This window comes from Vescimonas sanitatis, from assembly GCF_049060325.1.
Classification (GTDB): Bacteria; Bacillota; Clostridia; order Oscillospirales; family Oscillospiraceae; genus Vescimonas; species Vescimonas sanitatis.
The window spans coordinates 1-21,986 of sequence record NZ_JBMGPW010000013.1 but is presented as its reverse complement, the minus strand read 5'-3'; the positions used below and the strand labels follow the sequence as shown (position 1 = coordinate 21,986).

18 protein-coding genes and 1 rRNA gene are annotated in these 21,986 nt (G+C 61.0%); 5 read left to right on the top strand and 14 right to left on the bottom strand.

Annotated elements, in window-relative coordinates; genetic code table 11:
* Positions 1-140, bottom strand: a 16S ribosomal RNA gene (locus tag ACOMDU_RS13115); the annotation flags it as partial.
* Positions 141-496: 356 nt separating this feature from the next.
* Between ACOMDU_RS13115 and ACOMDU_RS13110 the strand changes: the two genes are divergently transcribed.
* The 4 genes from ACOMDU_RS13110 to ACOMDU_RS13095 all read left to right on the top strand — a co-directional run bounded on the left by ACOMDU_RS13110 (position 497) and on the right by ACOMDU_RS13095 (position 4,521).
* Complete coding sequence (locus ACOMDU_RS13110) at positions 497-2,686, top strand: ATP-binding protein (RefSeq protein ID WP_421130618.1); 2,190 nt, start codon at positions 497-499, stop codon at positions 2,684-2,686.
* A gap of 9 nt (positions 2,687-2,695) precedes the next feature.
* Positions 2,696-3,178, top strand: a complete 483-nt coding sequence (locus tag ACOMDU_RS13105; RefSeq protein ID WP_421130617.1) for a hypothetical protein — start codon at positions 2,696-2,698, stop codon at positions 3,176-3,178.
* A 179-nt stretch (positions 3,179-3,357) separates the two neighbouring features.
* A complete protein-coding gene (locus ACOMDU_RS13100; protein ID WP_421130616.1) occupies positions 3,358-3,669 on the top strand; it encodes a hypothetical protein in 312 nt (103 codons plus the stop codon).
* Between the two features lie 24 nt (positions 3,670-3,693).
* Positions 3,694-4,521, top strand: coding sequence for a P-loop NTPase (locus ACOMDU_RS13095; RefSeq protein WP_421130615.1), 828 nt, complete (start codon positions 3,694-3,696; stop codon positions 4,519-4,521).
* A 42-nt stretch (positions 4,522-4,563) separates the two neighbouring features.
* Here the strand turns inward: ACOMDU_RS13095 and ACOMDU_RS13090 are convergent, their stop codons facing one another.
* The 13 genes from ACOMDU_RS13090 to ACOMDU_RS13030 all read right to left on the bottom strand — a co-directional run bounded on the left by ACOMDU_RS13090 (position 4,564) and on the right by ACOMDU_RS13030 (position 19,585).
* The gene (locus tag ACOMDU_RS13090; protein ID WP_421130614.1) at positions 4,564-5,295 is read right to left on the bottom strand and encodes a sulfite exporter TauE/SafE family protein; all 732 of its coding nucleotides are present in this window, start codon (positions 5,293-5,295) and stop codon (positions 4,564-4,566) included.
* Positions 5,296-5,404: 109 nt separating this feature from the next.
* A complete protein-coding gene (locus ACOMDU_RS13085; protein ID WP_421130613.1) occupies positions 5,405-6,118 on the bottom strand; it encodes an ABC transporter ATP-binding protein in 714 nt (237 codons plus the stop codon).
* Positions 6,105-7,046, bottom strand: coding sequence for an ABC transporter ATP-binding protein (locus ACOMDU_RS13080; protein ID WP_421130612.1), 942 nt, complete (start codon positions 7,044-7,046; stop codon positions 6,105-6,107). The genes ACOMDU_RS13085 and ACOMDU_RS13080 overlap by 14 nt, the downstream gene beginning before the upstream one ends.
* Positions 7,043-8,131: a branched-chain amino acid ABC transporter permease gene (locus tag ACOMDU_RS13075; RefSeq protein WP_421130611.1), complete on the bottom strand. Its 1,089-nt coding sequence runs from the start codon at positions 8,129-8,131 to the stop codon at positions 7,043-7,045. The genes ACOMDU_RS13080 and ACOMDU_RS13075 overlap by 4 nt, the downstream gene beginning before the upstream one ends.
* Before the next feature lie 3 nt (positions 8,132-8,134).
* On the bottom strand, positions 8,135-9,022 hold the full coding sequence (locus ACOMDU_RS13070; protein ID WP_022135094.1) for a branched-chain amino acid ABC transporter permease: 888 nt from the start codon (positions 9,020-9,022) through the stop codon (positions 8,135-8,137).
* Positions 9,023-9,196: 174 nt separating this feature from the next.
* On the bottom strand, positions 9,197-10,402 hold the full coding sequence (locus ACOMDU_RS13065; RefSeq protein WP_421130610.1) for an ABC transporter substrate-binding protein: 1,206 nt from the start codon (positions 10,400-10,402) through the stop codon (positions 9,197-9,199).
* A 586-nt stretch (positions 10,403-10,988) separates the two neighbouring features.
* Complete coding sequence (ftsH, locus tag ACOMDU_RS13060) at positions 10,989-12,815, bottom strand: ATP-dependent zinc metalloprotease FtsH (protein ID WP_421130609.1); 1,827 nt, start codon at positions 12,813-12,815, stop codon at positions 10,989-10,991.
* Positions 12,816-12,833: 18 nt separating this feature from the next.
* Positions 12,834-13,556 carry a signal peptidase I gene (gene lepB / locus ACOMDU_RS13055; protein ID WP_421130608.1) on the bottom strand — a complete coding sequence of 241 codons (723 nt, stop codon included), beginning with the start codon at positions 13,554-13,556 and terminating at the stop codon, positions 12,834-12,836.
* Positions 13,557-13,847: 291 nt separating this feature from the next.
* Entirely contained in the window at positions 13,848-14,402 is a 555-nt protein-coding gene (gene hpt / locus ACOMDU_RS13050) for a hypoxanthine phosphoribosyltransferase (protein WP_421130607.1), read from the bottom strand.
* Positions 14,403-14,408: 6 nt separating this feature from the next.
* Positions 14,409-15,725: a tRNA lysidine(34) synthetase TilS gene (gene tilS / locus ACOMDU_RS13045; RefSeq protein WP_421130606.1), complete on the bottom strand. Its 1,317-nt coding sequence runs from the start codon at positions 15,723-15,725 to the stop codon at positions 14,409-14,411.
* On the bottom strand, positions 15,709-17,067 hold the full coding sequence (gene dnaB / locus ACOMDU_RS13040) for a replicative DNA helicase (RefSeq protein WP_022134966.1): 1,359 nt from the start codon (positions 17,065-17,067) through the stop codon (positions 15,709-15,711). The genes tilS and dnaB overlap by 17 nt, the downstream gene beginning before the upstream one ends.
* A 61-nt stretch (positions 17,068-17,128) precedes the next feature.
* The gene (gene rplI, locus ACOMDU_RS13035; RefSeq protein WP_421130605.1) at positions 17,129-17,578 is read right to left on the bottom strand and encodes a 50S ribosomal protein L9; all 450 of its coding nucleotides are present in this window, start codon (positions 17,576-17,578) and stop codon (positions 17,129-17,131) included.
* 18 nt (positions 17,579-17,596) lie between these two features.
* A complete protein-coding gene (locus ACOMDU_RS13030) occupies positions 17,597-19,585 on the bottom strand; it encodes a DHH family phosphoesterase (protein ID WP_421130604.1) in 1,989 nt (662 codons plus the stop codon).
* Between the two features lie 437 nt (positions 19,586-20,022).
* Between ACOMDU_RS13030 and ACOMDU_RS13025 the strand changes: the two genes are divergently transcribed.
* Positions 20,023-21,681, top strand: coding sequence for a ribonuclease J (locus ACOMDU_RS13025; protein ID WP_022134963.1), 1,659 nt, complete (start codon positions 20,023-20,025; stop codon positions 21,679-21,681).
* The last annotated feature ends 305 nt before the right edge of the window (positions 21,682-21,986 follow it).

The following is a 21,986-nucleotide window of genomic DNA, read 5'->3' as shown; positions in this document are numbered from 1 at the left end:
TCCTCACGCGTTACTCACCCGTCCGCCACTGTCCTCTGCTTCAATTGGACGAATCCTCTTTCCACAGATTCTCGTTCGACTTGCATGTGTTAAGCACGCCGCCAGCGTTCGTCCTGAGCCAGGATCAAACTCTCTATAAATTGTATCTAAACGGCCATGCCGTTCAAATCTTTACAGAGCTATTTGTCATAGCTTCAAAAACTTTTTATACTTACCTTCCCGGGTAATTGACTTAACCCCGTTCCGGCAAGTTTCTCAGTTGCACATCTTACAATGTGCTCCCGTCTGGTGCTTTTCGTTTCGTTCGTTGTTTAATTTACAAGGTACACGTCCCATAACCGCGGAACAGTTGATATGATACTACTTGCGGCCGGATTTGTCAACACTATTTTTAAATTTTTTCGAATTTTTTGTATACGGCAATGTAATGACTTTTAACGCAAGTCATGCTATACTTTAAATAATATTTTATGAACTTTTAAAGGAGGATGACTCCGTGGATATTCTGCACCTGACCGGCACCTTCGGCCGACTGGACCACAGCGAATTATCGCTCGCGCCGGGGCTGAATGTGCTGTACGCTCCCAACGAAACCGGCAAGTCCACCTGGGGCGCCTTTATCCGCACCATGCTGTACGGCCTGTCCACCCGCGAGCGCGGGCCGCTGGCGGACAAGAACCGCTATGCGCCCTGGACCGGCGCGCCCATGCAGGGCCGCATGGACCTGACGACGCACGGGGATGCCTGCACCCTGCTGCGGGAGACACGCCGCGCCGCATCACCGCTGGGCGAGTTTTCCTGCACCTACACCGGTACCGGCACGCCCGTTCCGGGCATTACCGGCCAGAACGCCGGCGAGGTGCTGCTGGGCGTGCCCCGGGAGGTGTTTGAGCGCAGCGCCTTTATCGGCCAGAACGCTCTGGCCGTGGACCAGGACGCCGAGCTGGAGCGCCGCATCGCCGCCCTGATCACCACCGGTGAGGAGGACACCTCCTACACCGAATCCTACGACCGCCTGAAAAAGCAGCTGAACCGCCGCAGGCACAACAAGACAGGGCTCATCCCCGCCCTGGAACGGGAGACCGACCAGCTGCGCGCCGCGCTGGCGGAGCTGGACGCGCTGAACGACCAGGCGCAGCAGTCGCGCCGGGAGCTGGATGCTCTGGAGCGCCGCGCCGCCGACCTGCGGCAGCAGACGGCTCAGTGGCAGGCGCTGGCTGCTCAGGAGCAGGCCGACGCCTGTCAGCAGGCGGCGCAGGCGGCACTGACCGCCCAGGCCCGGGCCGACACGCTGGCGGCCGACTGCGCCGCCCTGCCGGACGATGCCTCGCTGACGCTGCTGGAGGGGCAGGCCGCCGCACTTCCCGGTGAGCTGTCCGCCCTGACGGAAAAGCGCAGCGCCGCGGAGGAGGCCGCACAAACCGCGCGGCAAGCCAAGAAAGCTCTGGAACAGCACCCCCTTTACCCCGCCGCAGAACCGGAGCTGCGGCAGCGCGCCGAAGCCATCCAGCCCGATAGGACTCCCTCTCTGCTCCTGGTCCTCTTCCCCGCGTCGCTGATCGTGGTCGCCGCTGCGCTGGCATTTCTGTTCCGGACGCAGCAGCCGCTGCCCTTTTGGCTGTTCATCGGCATGGCGGGGCTGGGCATGATCGCCACGCTCTTCGCTGCAAGGTCCCGCCGTCAGGCCATCGTGGAACGGCATAAATACGCCGAAACACAGCGCGCCGCGCTGGAGACCCAAATCGCAGAATATCTCCCCCTGCGGCAGCAGGCAGATGAGGCCGCCGAGGCTGCCCGCCGGGCGGAAGTCTCCGCCGCGGACAGTGAAGATGCCTGCCGCCGCCGGCTGTGGGATCTGCTGACCCAGGTACGCGTCTTCGCCCCCGCCGCTGCCGATCTGTCCGGCATACAGCTGGCCCTGTCAGACGCCCGGCGCCGCAAGACCGCGCTGGCCGACGCCCGGCAGACGGCCCGGGAAGCCGCCCTGTACCGGGATGCCCTGCGGGTGCAGCTGCCGGAACAGCCGGCCGCCGAAAGCTCTATCCAGCGCCCTGCGCTCTCACGCGAGGAGGCCGCCGCGGAATTGGCGCGCACACAGACGCTGCTGGCGCAGGAGCGCACCCGGTTCGACACCCTCACCGGCCGCATCCGCGCGCTGGATCGCTCCAGCGATCTGGAGGCCCAGCTGGCGCAGAAGCAGGAGCAGCTAACCGCCCTGCAGGATGAATATGATGCCATCGCGCTGGCCATGGACGCTCTGTCACAAGCCAACACCGTGCTGCAGAACCGCTTTTCCCCGGCGCTGGGCGCACGGGCGGCGGAGATCTTCTCCGCCATCACCGGTGGGCGCTATGGCCGTGTGCTGCTGAGCCGGGACTTCTCCCTGTCCGCCGAGCCCGTCGGCGACCCGGTGGGACGCAGCGTCCGCCTGCTGAGTCAGGGCACCGCCGACCAGCTGTATCTGGCGGTGCGGCTGGCCATCTGCGACATGGTGCTGCCCGCCGACAAGCGGGTGCCCCTCATTCTGGATGACGCGCTGGTGACCTTCGACGACGAGCGGCTCCACGCGGCGCTGGACTATCTGCTGGAGGAAAGCCAAAGGCGCCAGATATTGCTGTTCACCTGCCAGAAGCGGGAGATGGCCTATCTGCAAGGCAAGGAAAACGTGACCGTCACGAAGCTGTGAGGTCGGGATATGCATATTTGGACAATTACTGATTGGGAAAAGAACCTTCCAGATAATTCCCTCAGAAGAACCGGCTTGCGATTTCGATACGACAGGAATACGCACCCCGAAGTAAAACGTGCGTGCTTACAATTCGCGATTTGGCTGAGAACCCAATATTACTTTCCGCTAAGAGTCGTTGTTTATGTCAAAGGAGCAAAAACCATTCGCACAAAAGATGGCGATCATGTAGTAGGAAGCTTTTTTGAACCTTTTTCATACTCGGATGAGCCATATATCCGAATTGCAGCGGGTGATTATAATGAATTAGCGAACCATTTAGGGAAAGACAATGCCCTGGCGTCGATCCTTCTTTCCTTGGCCCATGAATTGACGCATTACTATCAATGGATCAATAACATTCAACTAACGCCTGTAGGCAGAGAACGGCAGGCAGCCAGATACGCTAACTATATCATAGATGAATATGCGTCAACCAGAGAACATCCTTAGGGCGCGCAGGGGCGGCGTCCCGCAAAGAATGCGTAGGGGCGGACGACTCTGTCCGCCCCTACGAAAGGGCAAACGGATGCCCCCTACAACGCACTCAAGAGGGCACCGCACTCTGTCCCCCCTTGCAAATCCCCTCAAATCGTGCTATACCATATATAAAAGAGCGAAAGGAGGCTGCCATGCCCCACTTTGACTGTCTCCGCTGCGGCACGGCCATGCAGTTCGTCGGCCAGCACAAGCTGCAGCTGGGCAAGACCAGCTGGATATTCGGCGACCTGCCCAACCTGATGGCCGGTGCGCTGGACGTGTCCATTATGGCGTGCCCCGCCTGCGGCAAGCTGGAATTTTTCACCGGCGGCGTTCCCCAGCCCAGCGGCAACGACCCCGGCCTGCACCAGCGCCGGTGCCCAAAATGTGGCTTTGCCCACGATTTCGACTACCCCAAATGTCCCCTGTGCGGCTATGTCTACACCGCCGGGGACGAGCTGTGAGAATTTTTAAAAGGAGAACCTGTTATGAGCGATTGCACCCACGATTGCAGCACCTGCGGCGAAAGCTGCGGTGAGCGCAAGGAAGTAAACGTATTTGAGAAAAAGCCCCTCCGCCCCGGCTGCCGCGTCGGTAAGGTCTACGGCGTGGTGTCCGGCAAGGGCGGCGTAGGCAAGTCCATGGTCACCAGCCAGCTGGCGGTGGCGCTGCGGCGGGAGGGCTATCGCACCGCCATTCTGGACGCGGACATCACCGGCCCCTCCATCCCCAAGGCCTTCGGCATCCACGGCCGGGCCGTGGCGCAGGGCGACGCCATCGCGCCCGTGACCACCGCCACCGGCATACAGCTGATGTCCGTGAACCTGCTGCTGGAGCACGAGACGGACCCGGTCATCTGGCGCGGGCCGGTCATCGGCGGCGTGGTGCAGCAGTTCTGGGGTGATACCCTGTGGAACGATGTGGATTATATGTTCGTGGATATGCCTCCCGGCACCGGCGACGTGGCGCTGAACGTGTTTCAGTCGCTGCCGGTGGATGGCGTCATCATTGTGGCCAGCCCCCAGGACCTGGTATCCATGGTGGTGCAGAAGGCCGTGAAGATGGCGCAGATGATGAACATCCCCATCGTGGGCCTGGTGGAGAACATGAGTTACGTCCAGTGTCCCGACTGCGGCAAGAAACTCTATATTTTCGGCGAGGGCAAGACCGAGGAGGCCGCCAAGGCGTACCACATCCCCCTGCTGGCGAAAATGCCCATCGACCCGGCACTGGCTAAGCTGACCGACGACGGCTGCATCGAGCAGTTCGAGGGGCACTGGCTGGACGGCGTGGTGGAGACCATTCTGCGGAAATAAGCAAAAAAAGAAGCGGCGCGGTGCGCCGCTTCTTTTTTGATCTTATTTCATCAGCTCCTGCACCAGCGTCACCAGGCCGCTGACACCCACGCCGATGTACACCACCTGCCGGGCCACGTCGCCGGACATCTTCCGGCTCAGCCGTGTACCGATCCACAGCCCCAGTAGGATGCACGCCATTCCCAGCCCCGCCACCGGCAGCAGCGCCGCGCTGAAATAACCCCGCACCGTCCGCATGGTGAAGTTGATGAGGTTGGTGGTGAAGAACAGGAACTGCATATTGCCTACATACGTCTCCTTGCTCCGGGCGATGGCGACGAAATACAGCGCCATCATAGGCCCGCCGATGGTGAACGCCCCGGCGCAGCACCCGGAGAAGGCACTGCACACCAGCCCCGCCGCCAGGCCGGGCTGGTCCAGCTTCACCCGCTTGGCAAAAAGCAGGAAGTACGCCGCCAGCACGATCAGGAACGCCCCGAACAGCGCCGTCAGCACGTGCAGGTCGAAATTCCCCAGCAGATTGATGATGACCAGACTGCACACGGTGTACAGCCCGATGGGCAGCGCGATCTGCTTTACATCGATGTGCTTGCGGTACATCCACGTCATGGTGCCGGACTGGGCCATGCAGATCAGCGCCACGATGGTGGGCGCAATGGTCATGTCGTAAAACGCACTGGCCGCCACCATCATAATGACCGCCGCGCCAAAGCCCGTCAGCGGCTGGATCACACCGCCCGCCAGCGCCGCCAGCCCCATCATTGCGTATTCCACCGCGCACACCGCCTTTTCTGTCATATTCCCGGCTATTATAACAACTTCACGCAGGAAAGGCAATCCGCAAAATGAACATCCCCCGGCCTGACGGCCGGGGGATGTTTGTTCAGCTCTTCTTTTTACCCAGGTAGGCTTCCTTGATGGACTCGTCCGCCAGCAGCTCCGCGCCGGTGCCGGACTTGGTGATGTTGCCCGTCTCCAGCACATAGGCGTAGTCCGCGATCTTCAGCGCCATGTTGGCGTTCTGCTCGATCAGCAGCACGGTGACGCCCTGCTCGTTGACGGTGCGGATGATGTCAAAGATGCCCTGCACCACCAGCGGTGCCAGACCCAGCGACGGCTCATCCAGCATCAGCAGCTTGGGGCGGCTCATCAGCGCGCGGCCCACGGCCAGCATCTGCTGCTCGCCGCCGGACAGCGTACCGGCCAGCTGCCAGTTGCGCTCCTCCAGCCTGGGGAACAGCTCATACACCCACTTGATGTCCTTCTCGATGCCAGCTTTGTCCTTCCGCAGGTACGCGCCCGCCTTCAGGTTCTCCAGCACGGTCAGGTTGGCGAACACCCGCCGACCCTCGGGGGACTGGGCGATGCCCGCCTCCAGAATCTTGTTGATGGGCTTGCCCAGCAGTTCCTGCCCGTCATAGGTGATGGAGCCGCTGTCCGCCTTTACAAGGCCGGAGATGGTCCGCAGCGTGGTGGACTTACCGGCGCCGTTGGCGCCGATCAGGGTGACGATCTTGCCGTCGGGTACCTCAAGGCTGATGCCGCGCAGCGCCTTGATGCCGCCGTAAGACACACACAAATTTTCAATCTTCAGCATCTTCTGCCACCCCCAAGTATGCGTCGATGACGCGCTCGTTGTTCTGTATCTCCTCCGGTGTGCCCTTGGCGATCAGCTTGCCGAAATCCAACACGTAAATCCGGTCGGCAATGCCCATGACCAGGTCCATGTGGTGCTCGATCAGCAGGATCGTCTTGTGGAAGTGATCCCGGATCTCCTTGATGAACTCCGCCAGCTCCAGCGTCTCCTGCGGGTTCATGCCGGCGGCCGGCTCATCCAACAGCAGCAGGGTCGGGTCGGTGGCCAACGCGCGGGCGATCTCCAGCCGGCGCTGCTTGCCGTAGGGCAGACTGGTGGCCAGCTCGTTCTGCACATCCTCCAGGCCCACCACCTTCAGCAGTTCCAGCACCTCGGCGCGCTGCTGCATCTCCTCCTTGGCGTTCAGGTGGAACGCCGCGGTAAACAGATTGCTGGTGCGCCGCATATGCTTGGCGATAAGCACATTGTCAAACACCGTCTGGGTCTTCCACAGACGGATATTCTGGAAGGTACGGGCCATACCCAGCGCCGTGATCTTATCCGGCGTAGGGGCCAGCACATGGTCAGTAAATGCGTAGCTGTCCAACGCCTTCTGGCCCTTTTTCCAGGCCTTCAGCGCCTCGTCGTCCAGCGCCTCCTCCGGGGCGAACTGGGCGGTGTACATATCCGCGTGCTCACCCTTATACTGCTTCTTCATCTTTCCGGAGGGATGGTTCCGCACGATGCAGTTCCCCTTGAAGGAAACGCGGCCGTTGCTGGGCGCATACACACCGGTGATGACATTGAACGCTGTGGTCTTGCCAGCGCCGTTGGGGCCAATCAACGCCACGATCTCGCCCTCGTTGACCTCCAGATTCAGATTGTCCACGGCTACCACGCCGCCAAACTGCATAGTGACATTTTCAACAGATAGAACGCTCTTGCTCATTTAGACGCCACCTCCTTCGCCGCTTTATCCTTCTTTTTGAACAGCTTTCCGAAGAAGTTGATGATGGCATCCCACGAGAACTCCCTGTCGCCCATGATGCCCTTGCGGAAGAACAGCACCACGATCATAATGATCACCGAGAACACCAGCATACGGAAGCCGCCGCGCATGAATGGGATGTTCACACCCAGATAGGGCATGGGGTCATCCAGGAAACGCAGCCACCATTCGGAGCAGGCGATGTACAGGAAAGAGCCCAGAATGGAGCCGGTCACGGAGCCAATACCGCCAATGACCACAATCAGCAGTATCTCATAGGTCATGGTGGAGGTGAAGGCGTTGGCCTGGATACTGGCCTGGAACATGGCCAGCAGCGCGCCGCTGATACCGGCAAAGAAGGAGCTGATCAGGAACGCCTGCATCTTATGCTTGGCCAGATTGATACCCATAGCTTCTGCCGCCACCTCATCATCGCGAATCGCCTTGAAGGCACGACCGTAGGTAGAGTTGATGATCAGCACGATAATAGCGATGCAGATGCCGGAAACAATGAACGGGAACAGCACGCTGTCGAAGTTGGCGAACTGCCGCAGCAGGTTAGAGGAGTTGGTCAGCGGGCCCACCTTGTTCCACTGAATGATAGCGCGCATGATCTCAGCGAAGCCCAGCGTGGCAATGGCCAGATAATCGGACTTCAGCTTCAGCACTGGCAGGCCGATAAGCCACGCAAACAGCGTCGGCACCACGCCGGCCAGGATCAGACCCACCACCATGGGCAGGCAGAACTGCACGATACCACCGTCAAAATATTGATACACGGCAGCGCGGGAAGCCACGGGAATAGTCAGGATTGCATAAGTATACGCACCGATCATCATAAAGCCCGCCTGTCCCAAAGAGAACAGACCCGTAAAGCCGTTCAGCAAGTTCAACGACACTGCCACCAGGGAGTAGATCGCGCCCTTTTTCAGCACGGTCGCCAACATGGAATAGTGCTGGAACTTGTCCACATACAGCAGGAAAGCAAGGCAGACGGCGGCGAGGATCAGAGACAGCAACAGATTTCTTTTCTTATTGTTCTTCATATCTCACACCTTCTCCGTCAGTTTTTCGCCGAACAAGCCGTTGGGCTTGCACAGCAGGATCACGATCAACAGTGCAAACGTAAAGGCATTGCTGAACACGGCCATATCGGCGTTGGACTTGATAAGCGACTCGCAGATACCGATGATAAACGCACCGATCACCGCACCGGGGATCGAGCCGATACCGCCGAACACCGCCGCTACAAAGGCTTTCAGGCCAGGCATAGCGCCGATCATGGGGCTGACCTGACCATAGTTGGAGAAGTACAGAATAGAGGCTACGCCCGCCAGCAGCGAACCGATAACAAAGGTCACGGAAATAACGCTGTTGATCTTGATGCCCATGAGCTGCGCCGTCTCAAAGTCGCGGGATACCGCACGCATGGCCATGCCGATCTTAGTCTTCTGGATAAGAATGACCAGCACCACCACCAGCAAGATAGTCAAAATGGGGGTGATAATGGTGATACGCTTGACATTCAGACTGCCCACCTGCATCACCTGAGTCAGGAACGGGATGTCGGGATACGCACGGGCGATACCGCCGGTGATATAGGTGGCCAGATTCTGCAGCAGATAGCTGACGCCAATGGCCGATATCATCACTGACATGCGGGGCGCGGTACGCAGGGGGCTGTATGCCGCCTTTTCGATCAGAACACCCAACGCCACTGTGGCAATAAGTACCAGGGGAATACACACTGCCATCGGCATCCAGGTGGCGGCATATACCATAAAGAAGCCCGCCATCATAAAGATGTCACCGTGTGCGAAGTTGATCAGACGCAGTATGCCATACACCATCGTATAGCCGATAGCGATCAGCGCATACAGGCTGCCCACCGTTACGCCGGAGAGCAGCAAGTCGATATAATACGCTGCGTCATGCATAAGTAAAGCATCCTCCTTATATGAATCTTGCGCTTTCGGAGACCGGGGGCGATGCCATCGGCATCCAAAAACGCAAGAGTCATGAAAGTTGCATTGTGAGGGGAGCGCACGCTCCCCCCACAATGGCTGTTATCCTACAATGAGGTTCGTCTCAGACTCGACGTATGCCGTCTTTTACTCCAAACCGTTGAAGGTGCTGAAGTACACAATCTCACCGTTCTCGATGGTCTTGATAACCGCGTAGTTCTTGATAGCGTCGCCGTTCTCGTCGAACTTCAGGTCACCGGTGATGAGGCCGGAGATCTCCAGAGTTGCCAGCGCATCGCGGATGGTGGCGCCGTCAGTGGACTGGGCCGCCTCGATCGCGCCCACAGCTGCCATGTAAGCGTCATAGCCGCAGGGGGTCACGCTGGAGATAACGTCGGACACACCGCCGTTGTTCTCCACGCGGGTCGCATCCTCAGCCACCCACTTGGTGAAACCGTCCACGAAAGCCTTACCGGCCTCATTGGTGGTATCGGCGGCATCGAAGAAAGCGGAGAAGTAAATATCGGTAGCCTTGCTGCCGGTACGCTGGGCGATGGAGATGTCATCCCAGGTGTCGCCAGCCATGATGGGGCAGGTGATGCCGGCATCGCGGGCCTGAGAGATAATCATAGCCGCGGTCTCGATGGAAACAGGAGCAAAGATGCCGTCGTAACCCTCGGACTTGATGGAAGCCATGATAGTGGAGAAGTCAGCCTCGCCCTTCTGGAACTCCAGAGTGGTAGCCTTGCCGCCCAGACGCTCCATCTCCTGACGGAAGTAGTTGCCGAAACCAGCGGAGTAGTCATCGCCGGACTCGATGATCAGGGCACAGTTGCTGCTACCCTTCTCATTGAACGCAAAGTTGGCCATCACAGCGCCCTGGAACGGATCAATGTAGCCGACACGGAAGTAGTAGTCATTGCCCGCAGTCACCTGGGGGTTGGTGCAGGAAGTGCCGATGGCAGGGATCTTAGCGCTCTCGAACAGAGGGCCGGCAGCAATCGCGCAAGCAGAACCATATGTACCGATCACCACAGACACACCCTGGGAAATCAGGGTCTGCGCGGCAGTGGGTGCCTTAGCCTGGTCGGAAGCATTGTCCGCATAGACCAACTGCACACTGTACTCCTCGCCGTTGATGGTAACGGTGGGCTTCAGGGAGTGGGCATACTCAACACCCAGGATCTCCTTCTTGCCGCCGCCGCCGTTCTGACCGGAAGTGGGCTCAAACACGCCGATCTTAACGACCTTGTCGCCGCTGGCATCACTGCTGCCATCGTCCGTCTTGCCGCCGCAGGCAACCAGAGACAGAGCCATGACCAGCGCCAGCATCATTGCTAAAAACTTTTTCATGGTAGTTCCTCCTAAATTTCCCTTGGGACGGCCAGGCTCTTGCCGACCGCCCACAGAATATGTGTATTTTAACGGAAAAATGCGGCAAAGACAATTGTAACAACCTCTAAAAATACCGGCTTTCTCGTTCTCCCGTGGACAGCGCACACAGGTCTGCTACGCGTTTTTGTCCTCTCTCGGCGGACAAACGACTTTTGCGGCATACTGTTCCATTTTGCGCGCGGCGTGTCGGTTTTGGATTTATGACTTTTTGGCAGGAGACCGGTTTCATTTTTGTGTAAAACGCGCCTGTTTTATGTATTTTTTGTACACATCCGTTTGAAATCCACCTGATTTTTCCCGGTAACGTTTTCTGGAAATTTCCGGCGAGGCGAACACGGGAATTGTCCCCCGGTGGCGGACGCATTTCTTCGTTATTATGCACAAAAGACGGGCGCCACAGCGCCCGCCTTTTCCGGTTTTCCATAAGTAAAGCGCTGTTTTGCACAAGTGAGCCCGGATTTTCCACTTGATTTTTCGAACATTTGCTTCACTTTTCTGTATGTTTATTGTACTCTTTGTGTTCACTTTTGTGCGTACAGATGCGCTATTCATGATCGGTAAAGTAGCTTTTGAATACCTCGCCGTCCATGGTCTCATGCTCCAGCAGGTACTCCGCCACCGCCGTCAGCTCCGTCTTGTACCGTGCCAATATCTCACGGCATTTTTCGTAGGCCTCGTCGATGATGGCGCGGATCTCCGCGTCCATCTCCGCCGCCGTCTTTTCGGAGTAGGGGCGGGTGTGGGCCATGGACTTGCCGATGAACACCTCGTCGGTGCCGGCGTCAAAGGCCACGTTGCCCAGCCTGGACGACATACCGTAGGTGCCCACCATCTTGCGGGCGATGGCCGTGGCCCGCTGGATGTCGCTGGAAGCACCGGTGGAGATATCACCCAGCATCATCTCCTCGGCGGCGCGGCCGCCCAGCAGGCCGGCCACTCTGTCCAGCATATAGCGGCGGGACAGGTAGGAACGGTCCTCCTCCGGCAGGTAGATGGTCATGCCGCCGGCCTGACCGCGGGGGACGATGGTGATCTGGTGTACGGGGTCCAGGTCCGGCAGGGCCTGCATGACCACGGCGTGACCGGCCTCGTGATAGGCAGTGAGCCGGCGCTCGGCCTCGGGCACCACGCGGCTGTGCTTCTCCGGGCCGGCGATGACCTTGATGACAGACTGGTGGATGGCCTCCTCGGTGATGAAGCGCTGGCCGCGGCGGCCGGTCAGCAGCGCCGCCTCGTTCAGCAGGTTCTCCAGATCCGCACCGGTAAAGCCGGAGGTGGCGCGGGCCACGGAGCCCAGGTCCACATCCTCCGCCAGGGGCTTGCCCTTGGCGTGTATCTTCAGTATCTCCTCGCGGCCCTTGATATCCGGCAGGCCCACGAACACCTGGCGGTCGAACCGGCCGGGGCGCAGCAGCGCCGGGTCCAGAATGTCCACGCGGTTGGTAGCCGCCAGGACCACCACGCCCTCGTTGGCGGCGAAGCCGTCCATTTCCACCAGCAGCTGGTTCAGGGTCTGCTCGCGTTCGTCATGGCCGCCGCCCAGGCCGCTGCCGCGCTGGCGGCCCACGGCGTCGATCTCATCGATGAAGACGATGGCCGGAGCCTGCTTCTTGGCCTGCTCGAACAGGTCACGGACGCGGCTGGCACCCACGCCCACATACATCTCCACAAAATCGGAGCCGGAAATGGAGAGGAAGGCGGTATCCGCCTCGCCGGCCACGGCCTTGGCCAGCAGCGTCTTGCCGGTGCCCGGAGGGCCCACCAGCAGCACGCCCTTGGGAATGTGCGCGCCCAGCTCGGTATAGCGCTGGGGATCGCGCAGGAACTGGACGATCTCCTCCAGCTCCTCCTTCTCCTCATCGGCACCGGCCACGTCCTTGAACGTGACCTTCTTGCCGTCAGAGGGGATATCCTGGATACGGGCCTCGCCGAAGCGGGCCATTTTATCGTTGACGGCGCCGCCGCCCATGCCGCCCATACGGGCGATCAGGTTCATCAGCAGGATGAAAGCCATGGCCGCCAGCACATAGGGCAGCAGGGTACGCAGCCAGCTGTTCTCGCTGCCGGCGGCGTAGTCATAGCTGGTGATGACGCCCTTTTCCGCCTGGGACACCACCAGATCGTTCATGTCGTTATAAAACGTGTCGAAGCTGTGGAGGGCGCAGCTGACGCTGGAGCCGTCCTGCAGCTTCGCCACCAGGCGCGTGTCGGTGGCGGTGAAGGACTTGACCTTCTCCGCCGTGAAATAGGCGCGCATATCGCTGTAGCTCACGTCGCCGGAACGGCCGAGGTTGCCCACCACCTGGGTAATGAGCACCACCGCCAGCACGATGAACAGCAGCATGACGCCGCTGAAACGTTTTCTTTCCATGTCTCCCCGTCTCCCTTCTCAGCCGATCCAGCGGACGCCCTGCCAGCTTTGGTCACTGCCCACGGAGATGGCCACCAGCATCCGCGCCTGGGCGGCCTCCACCGGAATATAGGGCTCGCCCAGCAGGCGGCTGTCATTAGAGCCGGTGCGGTTGTCGCCCATGACGAACATACAGCCCTCCGGCACGGTGAAGGTCTTGTCGGCCATGCTGTCCGGCAGGGTGGTGATGCCCTGGGTGGGCAAATAGCTCTCGTCCAGCTTCTCGCCGTTGACGTAGGTATAGCCGTTCTTGAAGGAGAGCGTCTCGCCGGGCAGGCCGACGACGCGCTTCACCAGGACCTTGTTCAGCTCCTCGTCCCAGAAGGTGACGATGTCGCCGCGCTCCGGCACCGGATCGGACACCACATAGGGCAGCCGCCAGCCCACCAGCAGGCACTTGGTGGGGATGGTGGTCTCCATGGAGCCGCTGGGCACATAGGCCAGCTGCAGCAGCACCTTGAACAGCACGAATACCGCCGCCAGCGTCACCAGCAGGTAGCCGTAGTCGTCCCACAGTCTGCGGCCGCGGCTTTTGGCGGGCTTGGCCGCAGGGGCCGCCGTCTCCGCCGGGGCGGGTGCGGCGCTCTCCGCGGGGGCGGGCTGCTCCGCGGGGGTCTTTACCTCGTCGGCCGCGGGGGCCGGAGGTGTGGTTTTCACCGGCTCGCCAGTGGGGGCCAGGCGCTTTCCGCCTTTGTTTTCCATATACTTCACTTCCTATTCTCAAATGCTAAGAGGGATGTTCCGCGCCCTCCCGGCGCGTGCTCTTCTTCCGCCTGCGGCGCGGGGAGAAACCGGATTTTTCGCCAAGACGAGGCGCGGCGACGACGGCGTACCGTGTGTACGTCGAGGAGCCGTAACGAAGTATTGGCGGAAAAGACACCTCTCCCCCCCTAAAACCGCCGGATCTTTCGTTCTGCCGATGACGGGGCGGTGCCGCTGTACTTTGTGTACAGCAAGCCGACCCGGCGATGGCAGAACGGAAGAGACGCGGTTTTACTTGCTGTAGACCTCGGGCTTGAGGACGCCGATATAGGGCATATTCCGGTACTGCTGGCAGTAGTCCAGGCCGTAGCCCACCACGAACTCGTCGGGGACCTCGAAGCCGGCATAGTCGGCGGTGATGGGCTTTTCGCGGCGGGCGGGCTTATCCAGCAGGGTGGCGATGGTAACGGAGGCGGCGCCCTTGGTCTTCAGGTACTCCGTCAGGAAATACAGGGTATTGCCGGAGTCCAGAATATCCTCGACGATGATGATGTCGCGGCCGCTGATGTCGCGCTGGAGGTCGCGGGTGATCTGCACCACGCCGGAGGACTTGGTGGCGTTCTTATAGGACGAGAGGCCGATGAACTCCACCTCGCTTTTCAGCTGGGCGGCGCGGACCAGGTCTGCCATAAAAATGAAGCAGCCGTTGAGGACGCCCACAAACATGGGGTTCTTATCCTTAAATCTGTCGTACAGCCGGTCACCCAGCTCCTGGACGCGGGCCTTGATCTCTCCTTCAGACAGCAGGACCTTCAGGATATCCTGATCCATATTACTCTTTGCCATTGCTTGTTATCCTCCGTTGTTTTTTGTGATGGTGATGTATATGGTGTTGCCGGAACACTCCGGCAGGGCTTTCTGGTCAATGCCCACACGCCAGACGGCGGCGGGACGGCCCGCCAGACAGAGGACGGGCCAGGTATCGCGCTCCGGCGGGGCGATGCCGCGCTCGGCGAACAGGCGCTTGAGGCTGCGGCTGCCGCGGCTGTCGGGCAGGGTCAGGCGGTCGTCGCGGCGCCAGGGTCGAACGGTCCAGGGGCCGGACCGCAGTGCCAGAGCGTCGGGGGCGGGCGCGTCGGAGAGGGTGATGCGCCAGGGGCCGGCGAGGTTATCGCCGGGGCGGAGCGCCGCCTCGTCCAGTGGGGCGGGCGCGTCGGAGAGGGTCAGGGCGCCGTCACGGCAGACGGCGGACGCGCCGCCGGGCAGGGAAAGCGCGCCGCCGGTGCGGCAGAGGTCCTCCAGCGCCCGGTAGTGGGCGGCGGTGAAGTCCTTTTTGCCCGCGCCGAGGCGGTCCGTCAGCAGGCGAAGCATACGGGGGCGCAGAGCCTCCGGCGCGGAGAGGAGCGCGGCGCAGGGAAGCGTCGTGCCCTCCGGCGGCAGGAGGGCGGCGGCCTGGGCGTCCAGGAGGTCGTTCTCGGCGCGCAGGATGTCCGCCGTGCGGGCGATGTGCGCCGCGGCGGCGGGGTTGATCGCCCGCAGCTGGGGCATGATGTCCAGCCGGAGGCGGTTGCGGGCGTAGTGGGTGTCCAGGTTCGTCTCGTCAGTGACGTAGGGAAGGCCATGCGCCGCGATGTAGTCGTCGATGGCGGCACGGGGCGTATCCAGCAGGGGGCGGATGATGCCGTCACGGACCGGGGGAATGCCGGTAAGGCCCTGGGGACCGGTGCCGCGAAGCAATTGCAGCAGGACCGTTTCGGCCTGGTCGTCGCGGTGGTGGGCGGTGGCGATAAAGTCCGCGCCGAGGGCGTCCGCCGTGCGGCGGAGGAAGTCGTAGCGGGCGCGGCGGCCCGTCTCCTCCACCGTCAGGCGCCAGACGGCGCAGAGGGCGTAGACGTCCACCGTTTCGGTGTAGAAGGGGATGTTCCGTTCGGCGCAGAGAGCGCGGACCAGGTCCTCGTCACGCCGGGCCGTGGGGCGCATACCGTGGTTCAGGTGGGCGGCAGCCACGCGGAAATCGCGGGCCCGACCCAGCTTCCACAGGCAGTCCAGCAGGCAAACGGAGTCGCGGCCGCCGGACACGGCGCAGAGGATCAGCCCTCCGGGAGGTGGGAACATCTGCCAGCGCGTCATCCACGCGGTCAGGTCCAGGGGCTCACTCATCCTCGTCATAGCGGGTCTCCAGCGTGCCGAAGGCGGTGTACTCGGGCATCCAGCGGAGCTCTACCTTGCCGGTCTCGCCGTGGCGGTTCTTGGCTACGATGCACTCAGCCACGTTGCGCTTCTCGGCATCGCTGTTATAGTAGTCGTCCCGGTAGAGGAACATGACGATGTCGGCGTCCTGCTCGATGGCACCGGATTCGCGCAGGTCGGACAGCATAGGGCGCTTATCCTCGCGCTTTTCATTGGCACGGCTCAGCTGGCTCAGGCACAGCACGGGCACCTGCAGCTCCTTGGCCATGATCTTCAGCATACGGCTGATATCGGACACCGCCTGCTGGCGGTTCTCGCCGGAATAGCCCTTACCGCCGGCGGAGGTCATCAGTTGAAGATAGTCGATGACCACCAGGCCCAGATTTTCCAGGCGGCGGCACTTGGCGTTCATATCCGCCACGGTCAGCAGCGGGTTATCATCGATACGGATGTCCATGCGGCTGAGGGCGGAGGCGGCCTCGGCGATGCGCTGCCAGTCGCTCTCCCGCAGGTTGCCGGTGATCAGGCGCTGATTCTCCACCAGGCCCTCGCTGGCGATGAGGCGGGTGACCAGCTGCTCCTTGGACATTTCCAGGGAGAAGATGGCCACGGTCTTGCCGGACTCGCGGGCGGCGGACAGGGCCACATTCAGGGCCATACTGGTCTTGCCCATACCGGGACGGGCGGCCAGCAAGAGCAGGTCGGACTTGTTCATGCCGTTGATCTTGGCATCCACAGCGGAGAGTCCTGTGGACAGGCCCGGCACGGTCCGGCCTCCGTTAGCGGACAGCTCGGCCAGCTGGCTCATCACGTCGCCCAGCACCATGCCCACCGTCACCATGCCCTGGGCGCTGCGGCCACGGCGGATGGCGTAGATCTGCTGCTCGGCGGCTTCCAGCATATCGCCGGCGGCGCCGCCGCCCTCCTGCACCATGGCGGTGATGCTGCCGGCGGCCTGAGCCACCTGGCGCATGAGCGACTTGTCCTGCACGATGCGGACGTACTCCATGACGTTAGCGCTGGTGGGAGTGACCTCCATCAGCTGCAGCAGATAGGAACGGGTATTGTCGTTATACAGTCCGTTCTTCTCCAGCTCGCCGGCCACGGTGACGCCGTCGATGGGCTGGGAGTAGACGAACATATGGTAGATCGTCTCGAAGATCTCCCGGTTGGTCCGCAGATAGAAATCCTGGGCCTGCAGCTTGTCCATCACGTCCTTGACGCAGTCGGCGTCGATGAGCATGGAGCCCAGCACCGCCTGCTCCGCCTGAGGGGAATGGGGCATGGACGGCGTCAGCAGGGCGTCGGTGTTGTTGGCCATGGGAAGACCTCCTTTCAAAATTACGGTAATAGCCGCGCCTGCGGCGCGGTGCTTTCCCCGCTTATTTCTCTTCGATGACGTGGACGTACACGGTGCCGGAGACCTCGTAGCCCAGCCTGGCCTTGACCTCATAGCTGCCGAAGCTCTTGATGGGCTGGTCCAGCACCAGCTTCTTGCCGTCGATGGTCAGGCCGTGCTGGGCCTGAAGGGCATCGGCGATGGCGGCGCCGGTGATGGCGCCAAACAGCTTGCCGCCCTCGCCGCCCTTGGCGGCGATCTTCACCTGGCAGGCCTTCAGCTTTTCGGCGATGGCCAGTGCCTCGGCCTTGGCCTCGGCGTCGGCTTTGGCCTTGGCCTTGGCCTGAAGATTCATAGTGTTGACGGCGTCGGCAGTGGCCTCCACAGCCATGCCCTTGGGGATCAGAAAGTTGCGGGCATAGCCCTCGGCGGCCTCGATCATCTGGCCCTTCTTGCCCTTGCCTTTGACGTCCTGCTTGAGAATGACTTTCATATCTGTATCTCCTTTACCTTAATTTTCAAAATACTTGTCGATGGCCTCCAGCAGCTTTGCCTTGGCCTCGGCCACGGTGATGTTGTCCGCCTGGCCGCCGGCGGTGGTGGAGTTGCCGCCGCCGCCCAAGGCCTCCAGGATCACCTGGACGTTGACCTCGCCCAAAGAACGGGCAGACATATACACGCCGTCACCTTTTTTATACAGCACAAAGCTGGCACGGATGCCCTTGAGGGTCAGCAGCTCATCGGCCGCCTTGGCGGCGGTGACGCGGTCGCACTCCTCATCCAGGGCCACCACGGCGATATCGTCGCGGTACAGCTCTGCCTGACGGATAATGTCATAGCGGGCGATCATGGAGTTCAGGTCCCCCTGGAACATCCGCTGGACATCCTGGGTGTCGGCCCCCAGACGGCGGAGGTAGGCCGCCGCCTCGAAGGTACGGCCGCCGGTGCGGTTGGTAAAATTCTTGGTATCCAGCACGATGCCGGAGAGCAGGGCCTCGGCCTCGCATTTCAGCACGTCAGACGGCTCCACCAGATACTGCATCAGCTCCGCCACCAACTCGCTGGCGGAGGAGGCGTAGGGCTCATGGTAGTTCAGGGCCATCTTCTCAATGTAGCTGCTGCCGCGGCGGTGGTGGTCGATGACGGCCACACGGTTGCACGTCTCCAGCATCTCCTCGGACTCCACGCTCTCGGGGCGATTGGTGTCTACCACCACCAGCAGGGCACCGGGTTGGCACTTGATAAAGGCATCTTGGCCGGAGATGGCGGTATTGGCGTATTCCGGCTGCTCGGAGAGACGCCGCAGGATGGGGTGAGCGGCGTTGTTCTCGGTGTCGATGATGATCTGGCAGGGCTTGCCGCGCTTGCGGGCGATGCAGCAGATGCCCACGGCGGCGCCCAAGGAGTCCATATCCGCGTATTTGTGACCCATGACGTACACCTGCTTGGCATCGTCGATCAGTTCACCCAGAGCGTTGGCCATGACACGGGACTTGACCTTGGTACGCTTTTCGGTGGACTTGCTGCGGCCGCCGTAGAACTCGAAGTTCACACGGTCCTTGACCACGGCCTGATCGCCGCCGCGGGAGAGGGCCATCTCCAACGCCAGGGAGGCGTTCTTGAACAGCTGCTCGAAGCTGTCCTCGTCCCGGCCCACGCCGATGGACAGCGTGGCGGACACACCCTCGCCGGCCTGGACCTGGCGGACCTTTTCCAGCACGTCGAACTTGCTTTCGGTGTAGCCGGTGTAGTCCTTCTCCTCGAAGAGGTAGAGGTAACGGTCGCGGTCGTAGCCCAGCAGCAGCCCGCCGGAGCCGGCGGCCCAGTTATTCAGCTGTTCCTCCAGCGCGGCCAGCAGCGCCGAGCGCTTATTCTCGGGGCAGGCCTTCATCAGCTCCTCATAGTTATCCACCATGAGGATGGCCATAAGGGGCTTGGTCAGCTCCAGGGTCTGGCGCATCTGCTCAGCCTCAGTGATGTCCATCCAGTAGGTGGTGGCCAGGGTGGGCTGGTCGCCGCCCTCCGGCTCCGGGCGGCTCAGGGCGCCGAAGACGCGGTAGATACGGTCGTTCCAGCGGAACTGCTCGGGATATTCACGCTTGCCGTCCAGCAGCCAGCGGTAGGTGAAGTCGGGGATCACGGCATCTACCGCCGTTTCAAAGATCTTATCCTTCAGGCCGGTCAGGTCCGTGAACATATCGTTGCACCACAGGATCTCGCCGGTGGCTACATCGAACACCAGCATGGGCAGCGGCGCGTAGAGCATATTGCTGGACCGGGCGGTGTCCATACCGCCGGAGACACGGTCCATGTACTGGCGGACAGAGGCCTGGGCCATCTTGTTGCGGCGGCGGCCCACCAGGATGACCAGAAGGGCCACCAGACCCTCCGCCGCCGCCAGCAGCGGCTGGAAGGGCACCGTCACCGCCACAAAGGCGATGAGGCACAGGCTGTACAGCGTCATATTGGTACGAAATCCGCGTATGATCTTCTTGCTCAAGGGAACGCGCCTCCTTCCCGCCGGGGATACTACTCCATACTGAGAGTAGTTTATTATAGCACGAAAGCCGGGCGGGGACAATACGCTTTTCGGGAAATCAGCGGGGAATTTTCCCGGCGGGGCGGCGGGTGTCAAATACCATCAAATGCCGTCGGCAAGTTGGGGGTGTACAAATGGGAAAAACTGTGGTATACTTTGTGAAAAGTGCTGAATACGGCACGTATTTTTTGGTTGTTTCGCGGTGCGTGGATGCCGCGGTCAATATAGCAAACGAGGGCGTTCCCCTCTATATCGAGTGCTGACGACGGGCGACAGACTGTTCCCTCCCCCTGCGATGCAGGGCAGGCGGGCGGGGCAGAACGCCTTTGTTTCCGTGCGGTCATTTTTACCCGCCGCGACGCGCTCTATCTTATCTGAAAAGGAGCATTTATTCTTTTATGGCAGAAAAATTCAAGATCATTCCCCTTGGCGGTCTGAATGAGATCGGCAAGAACATGACCGTCTATGAGTACGGCGGCGACATCATCGTGGTGGACTGTGGCATGGCCTTCCCCGGCGACGATATGTACGGCATCGACTGCGTCATTCCCGACGTCAGCTATCTGGTGAAAAACCGCAGCCGGCTGCGGGGTCTGTTCATCACCCACGGGCATGAGGATCACATCGGGGCCATCCCTTATGTGCTCAAGCAGATCAATATGCCCATCTACTGCACGCGGTTCACCGCGGGGCTGATCAAGCTGAAGCTGCAGGAGCATGGGCTGGCCAGCTCTACGAAGCTGATCACCGTGGAGCCGGGTCAGACGGTGCGGGCAGGCAAGTTCCAGGTGGAGTTCATCCACGTGAACCACTCCATCGCCGACTCGGTGGCCTTCGCCATCCACACGCGGATGGGCGCAGTCGTACACACCGGCGACTTCAAGATCGACTCCACGCCCATCGACGGGGAGGTCATCGACCTGGCGCGCTTCGGTGAGCTGGGCAAGCAGGGCGTGCTGGCGCTGCTGGCGGACTCCACCAATGTGGAGCGCCCGGGCTATACCATGAGTGAGCGCGCCGTGGGCGCCACGTTCAAGCGGCAGTTCACCGGGTGCGACAAGCGGATCATCGTGACCACCTTCGCCAGCAACGTGCACCGCATCCAGCAGGTGCTGGACGCTGCGGCGGCCTGCGGACGGAAGGTGGCCGTTACCGGCCGGAGCATGGAGAACATCATGAAGGTCTCCACGGAGCTGGGGTACATGAAGGTGCCCAAAAACACGCTGATGGACATCAACCGCATCAAGGGACTGCCCCTGAACCAGCAGGTCATCGTGACCACCGGCTCCCAGGGTGAGGAAATGAGCGCCCTGTACCGCATGGCGTTCTCCACCCACAAGCAGGTGGACATCGGCCCCGGCGACAAGGTCATCATCTCCGCCAGCGCCATACCCGGCAACGAAGTGACGGTGGGACGGGTCATCAATGAGCTGTTCCGCAAGGGCGCGGACGTGGTGTATGACAAGGCGGATATGCTGCACGTGTCCGGCCACGCCTGCCAGGAGGAACTGAAGATCATCCACGCGCTGACGAAGCCCAGGTTCTTTATCCCCCTGCATGGCGAGCAGCGGATGCTGCAGATCCACAAGCGTGTGGCGGAGAGCATGGGAATGGCCCCCACCAGCATCGTGGTGGCCGACAACGGCAGCGTCATCGAACTGACCACCAAGCACATCAAGTGCGAGACCACCGTGCCCGCCGGCGAGGTGTTCGTGGACGGCGGCGGCGTGGGCGAAGTGGGCGCGGTGGTGCTGAACGACCGGAAGCTGCTGGCGGAGGACGGCATGGTGGTCATCGTGCTGCCCATGTCCAGCCACGACCACCAGCTGCTGTGCCCGCCGGAGATCGTCACCCGAGGCTTCGTGTACGTGAAGGAGTCCGAGGAGCTGCTGGAGGATATGCGCCGGGTGGCCACGGAGGCGGTGGATGGAATGTCCGCCAAGAAGCGCCGGGACGAGGGCGACGTATGCCGCACTGTGCGCTCCGCCGTGAGCAGCTATCTCTATAAGCACACCAAGCGCAGCCCCATGATCATCCCCATGGTGACAAAGCTGTAAGAAAACAAGGGCCGCCCAAAAGGGCGGCCCTTGTTTTGTATTCCTCTATGAACAAATCCTGGTTATTCCGAATTCGGGATAATCAGGATTATGCCGAGAAAATAGTTATTCCGAAGTCATTGCATAGAGTCTTGTAAAACAAGGATTCTCCGCAAAAACTTCGGAATAACAAAGCGGGCCTCATTTTATATAATGTGGACATGCAGACAACCGTCTGACACCACAAAATATAAGGAGGGCCTATGAAACTGATTGAATTAGACGCAACTGCACAGCGTGCCCTGGAGTTGTTAACCAATGCGGGG

Bases quoted from the DNA above. Each gene is read 5' to 3' on its own strand.
- ACOMDU_RS13105 (WP_421130617.1), top strand. From the start codon at position 2,696: ATGCATATTTGGACAATTACTGATTGGGAAAAGAACCTTCCAGATAAT.
- ACOMDU_RS13100 (WP_421130616.1), top strand. From the start codon at position 3,358: ATGCCCCACTTTGACTGTCTCCGCTGCGGCACGGCCATGCAGTTCGTC.
- ACOMDU_RS13095 (WP_421130615.1), top strand. From the start codon at position 3,694: ATGAGCGATTGCACCCACGATTGCAGCACCTGCGGCGAAAGCTGCGGT.
- ACOMDU_RS13085 (WP_421130613.1), bottom strand. From the start codon at position 6,118: ATGCTGAAGATTGAAAATTTGTGTGTGTCTTACGGCGGCATCAAGGCG.
- ACOMDU_RS13080 (WP_421130612.1), bottom strand. From the start codon at position 7,046: ATGAGCAAGAGCGTTCTATCTGTTGAAAATGTCACTATGCAGTTTGGC.
- ACOMDU_RS13075 (WP_421130611.1), bottom strand. From the start codon at position 8,131: ATGAAGAACAATAAGAAAAGAAATCTGTTGCTGTCTCTGATCCTCGCC.
- ACOMDU_RS13070 (WP_022135094.1), bottom strand. From the start codon at position 9,022: ATGCATGACGCAGCGTATTATATCGACTTGCTGCTCTCCGGCGTAACG.
- ACOMDU_RS13065 (WP_421130610.1), bottom strand. From the start codon at position 10,402: ATGAAAAAGTTTTTAGCAATGATGCTGGCGCTGGTCATGGCTCTGTCT.
- ftsH (WP_421130609.1), bottom strand. From the start codon at position 12,815: ATGGAAAGAAAACGTTTCAGCGGCGTCATGCTGCTGTTCATCGTGCTG.
- lepB (WP_421130608.1), bottom strand. From the start codon at position 13,556: ATGGAAAACAAAGGCGGAAAGCGCCTGGCCCCCACTGGCGAGCCGGTG.
- hpt (WP_421130607.1), bottom strand. From the start codon at position 14,402: ATGGCAAAGAGTAATATGGATCAGGATATCCTGAAGGTCCTGCTGTCT.
- tilS (WP_421130606.1), bottom strand. From the start codon at position 15,725: ATGACGAGGATGAGTGAGCCCCTGGACCTGACCGCGTGGATGACGCGC.
- dnaB (WP_022134966.1), bottom strand. From the start codon at position 17,067: ATGGCCAACAACACCGACGCCCTGCTGACGCCGTCCATGCCCCATTCC.
- rplI (WP_421130605.1), bottom strand. From the start codon at position 17,578: ATGAAAGTCATTCTCAAGCAGGACGTCAAAGGCAAGGGCAAGAAGGGC.
- ACOMDU_RS13025 (WP_022134963.1), top strand. From the start codon at position 20,023: ATGGCAGAAAAATTCAAGATCATTCCCCTTGGCGGTCTGAATGAGATC.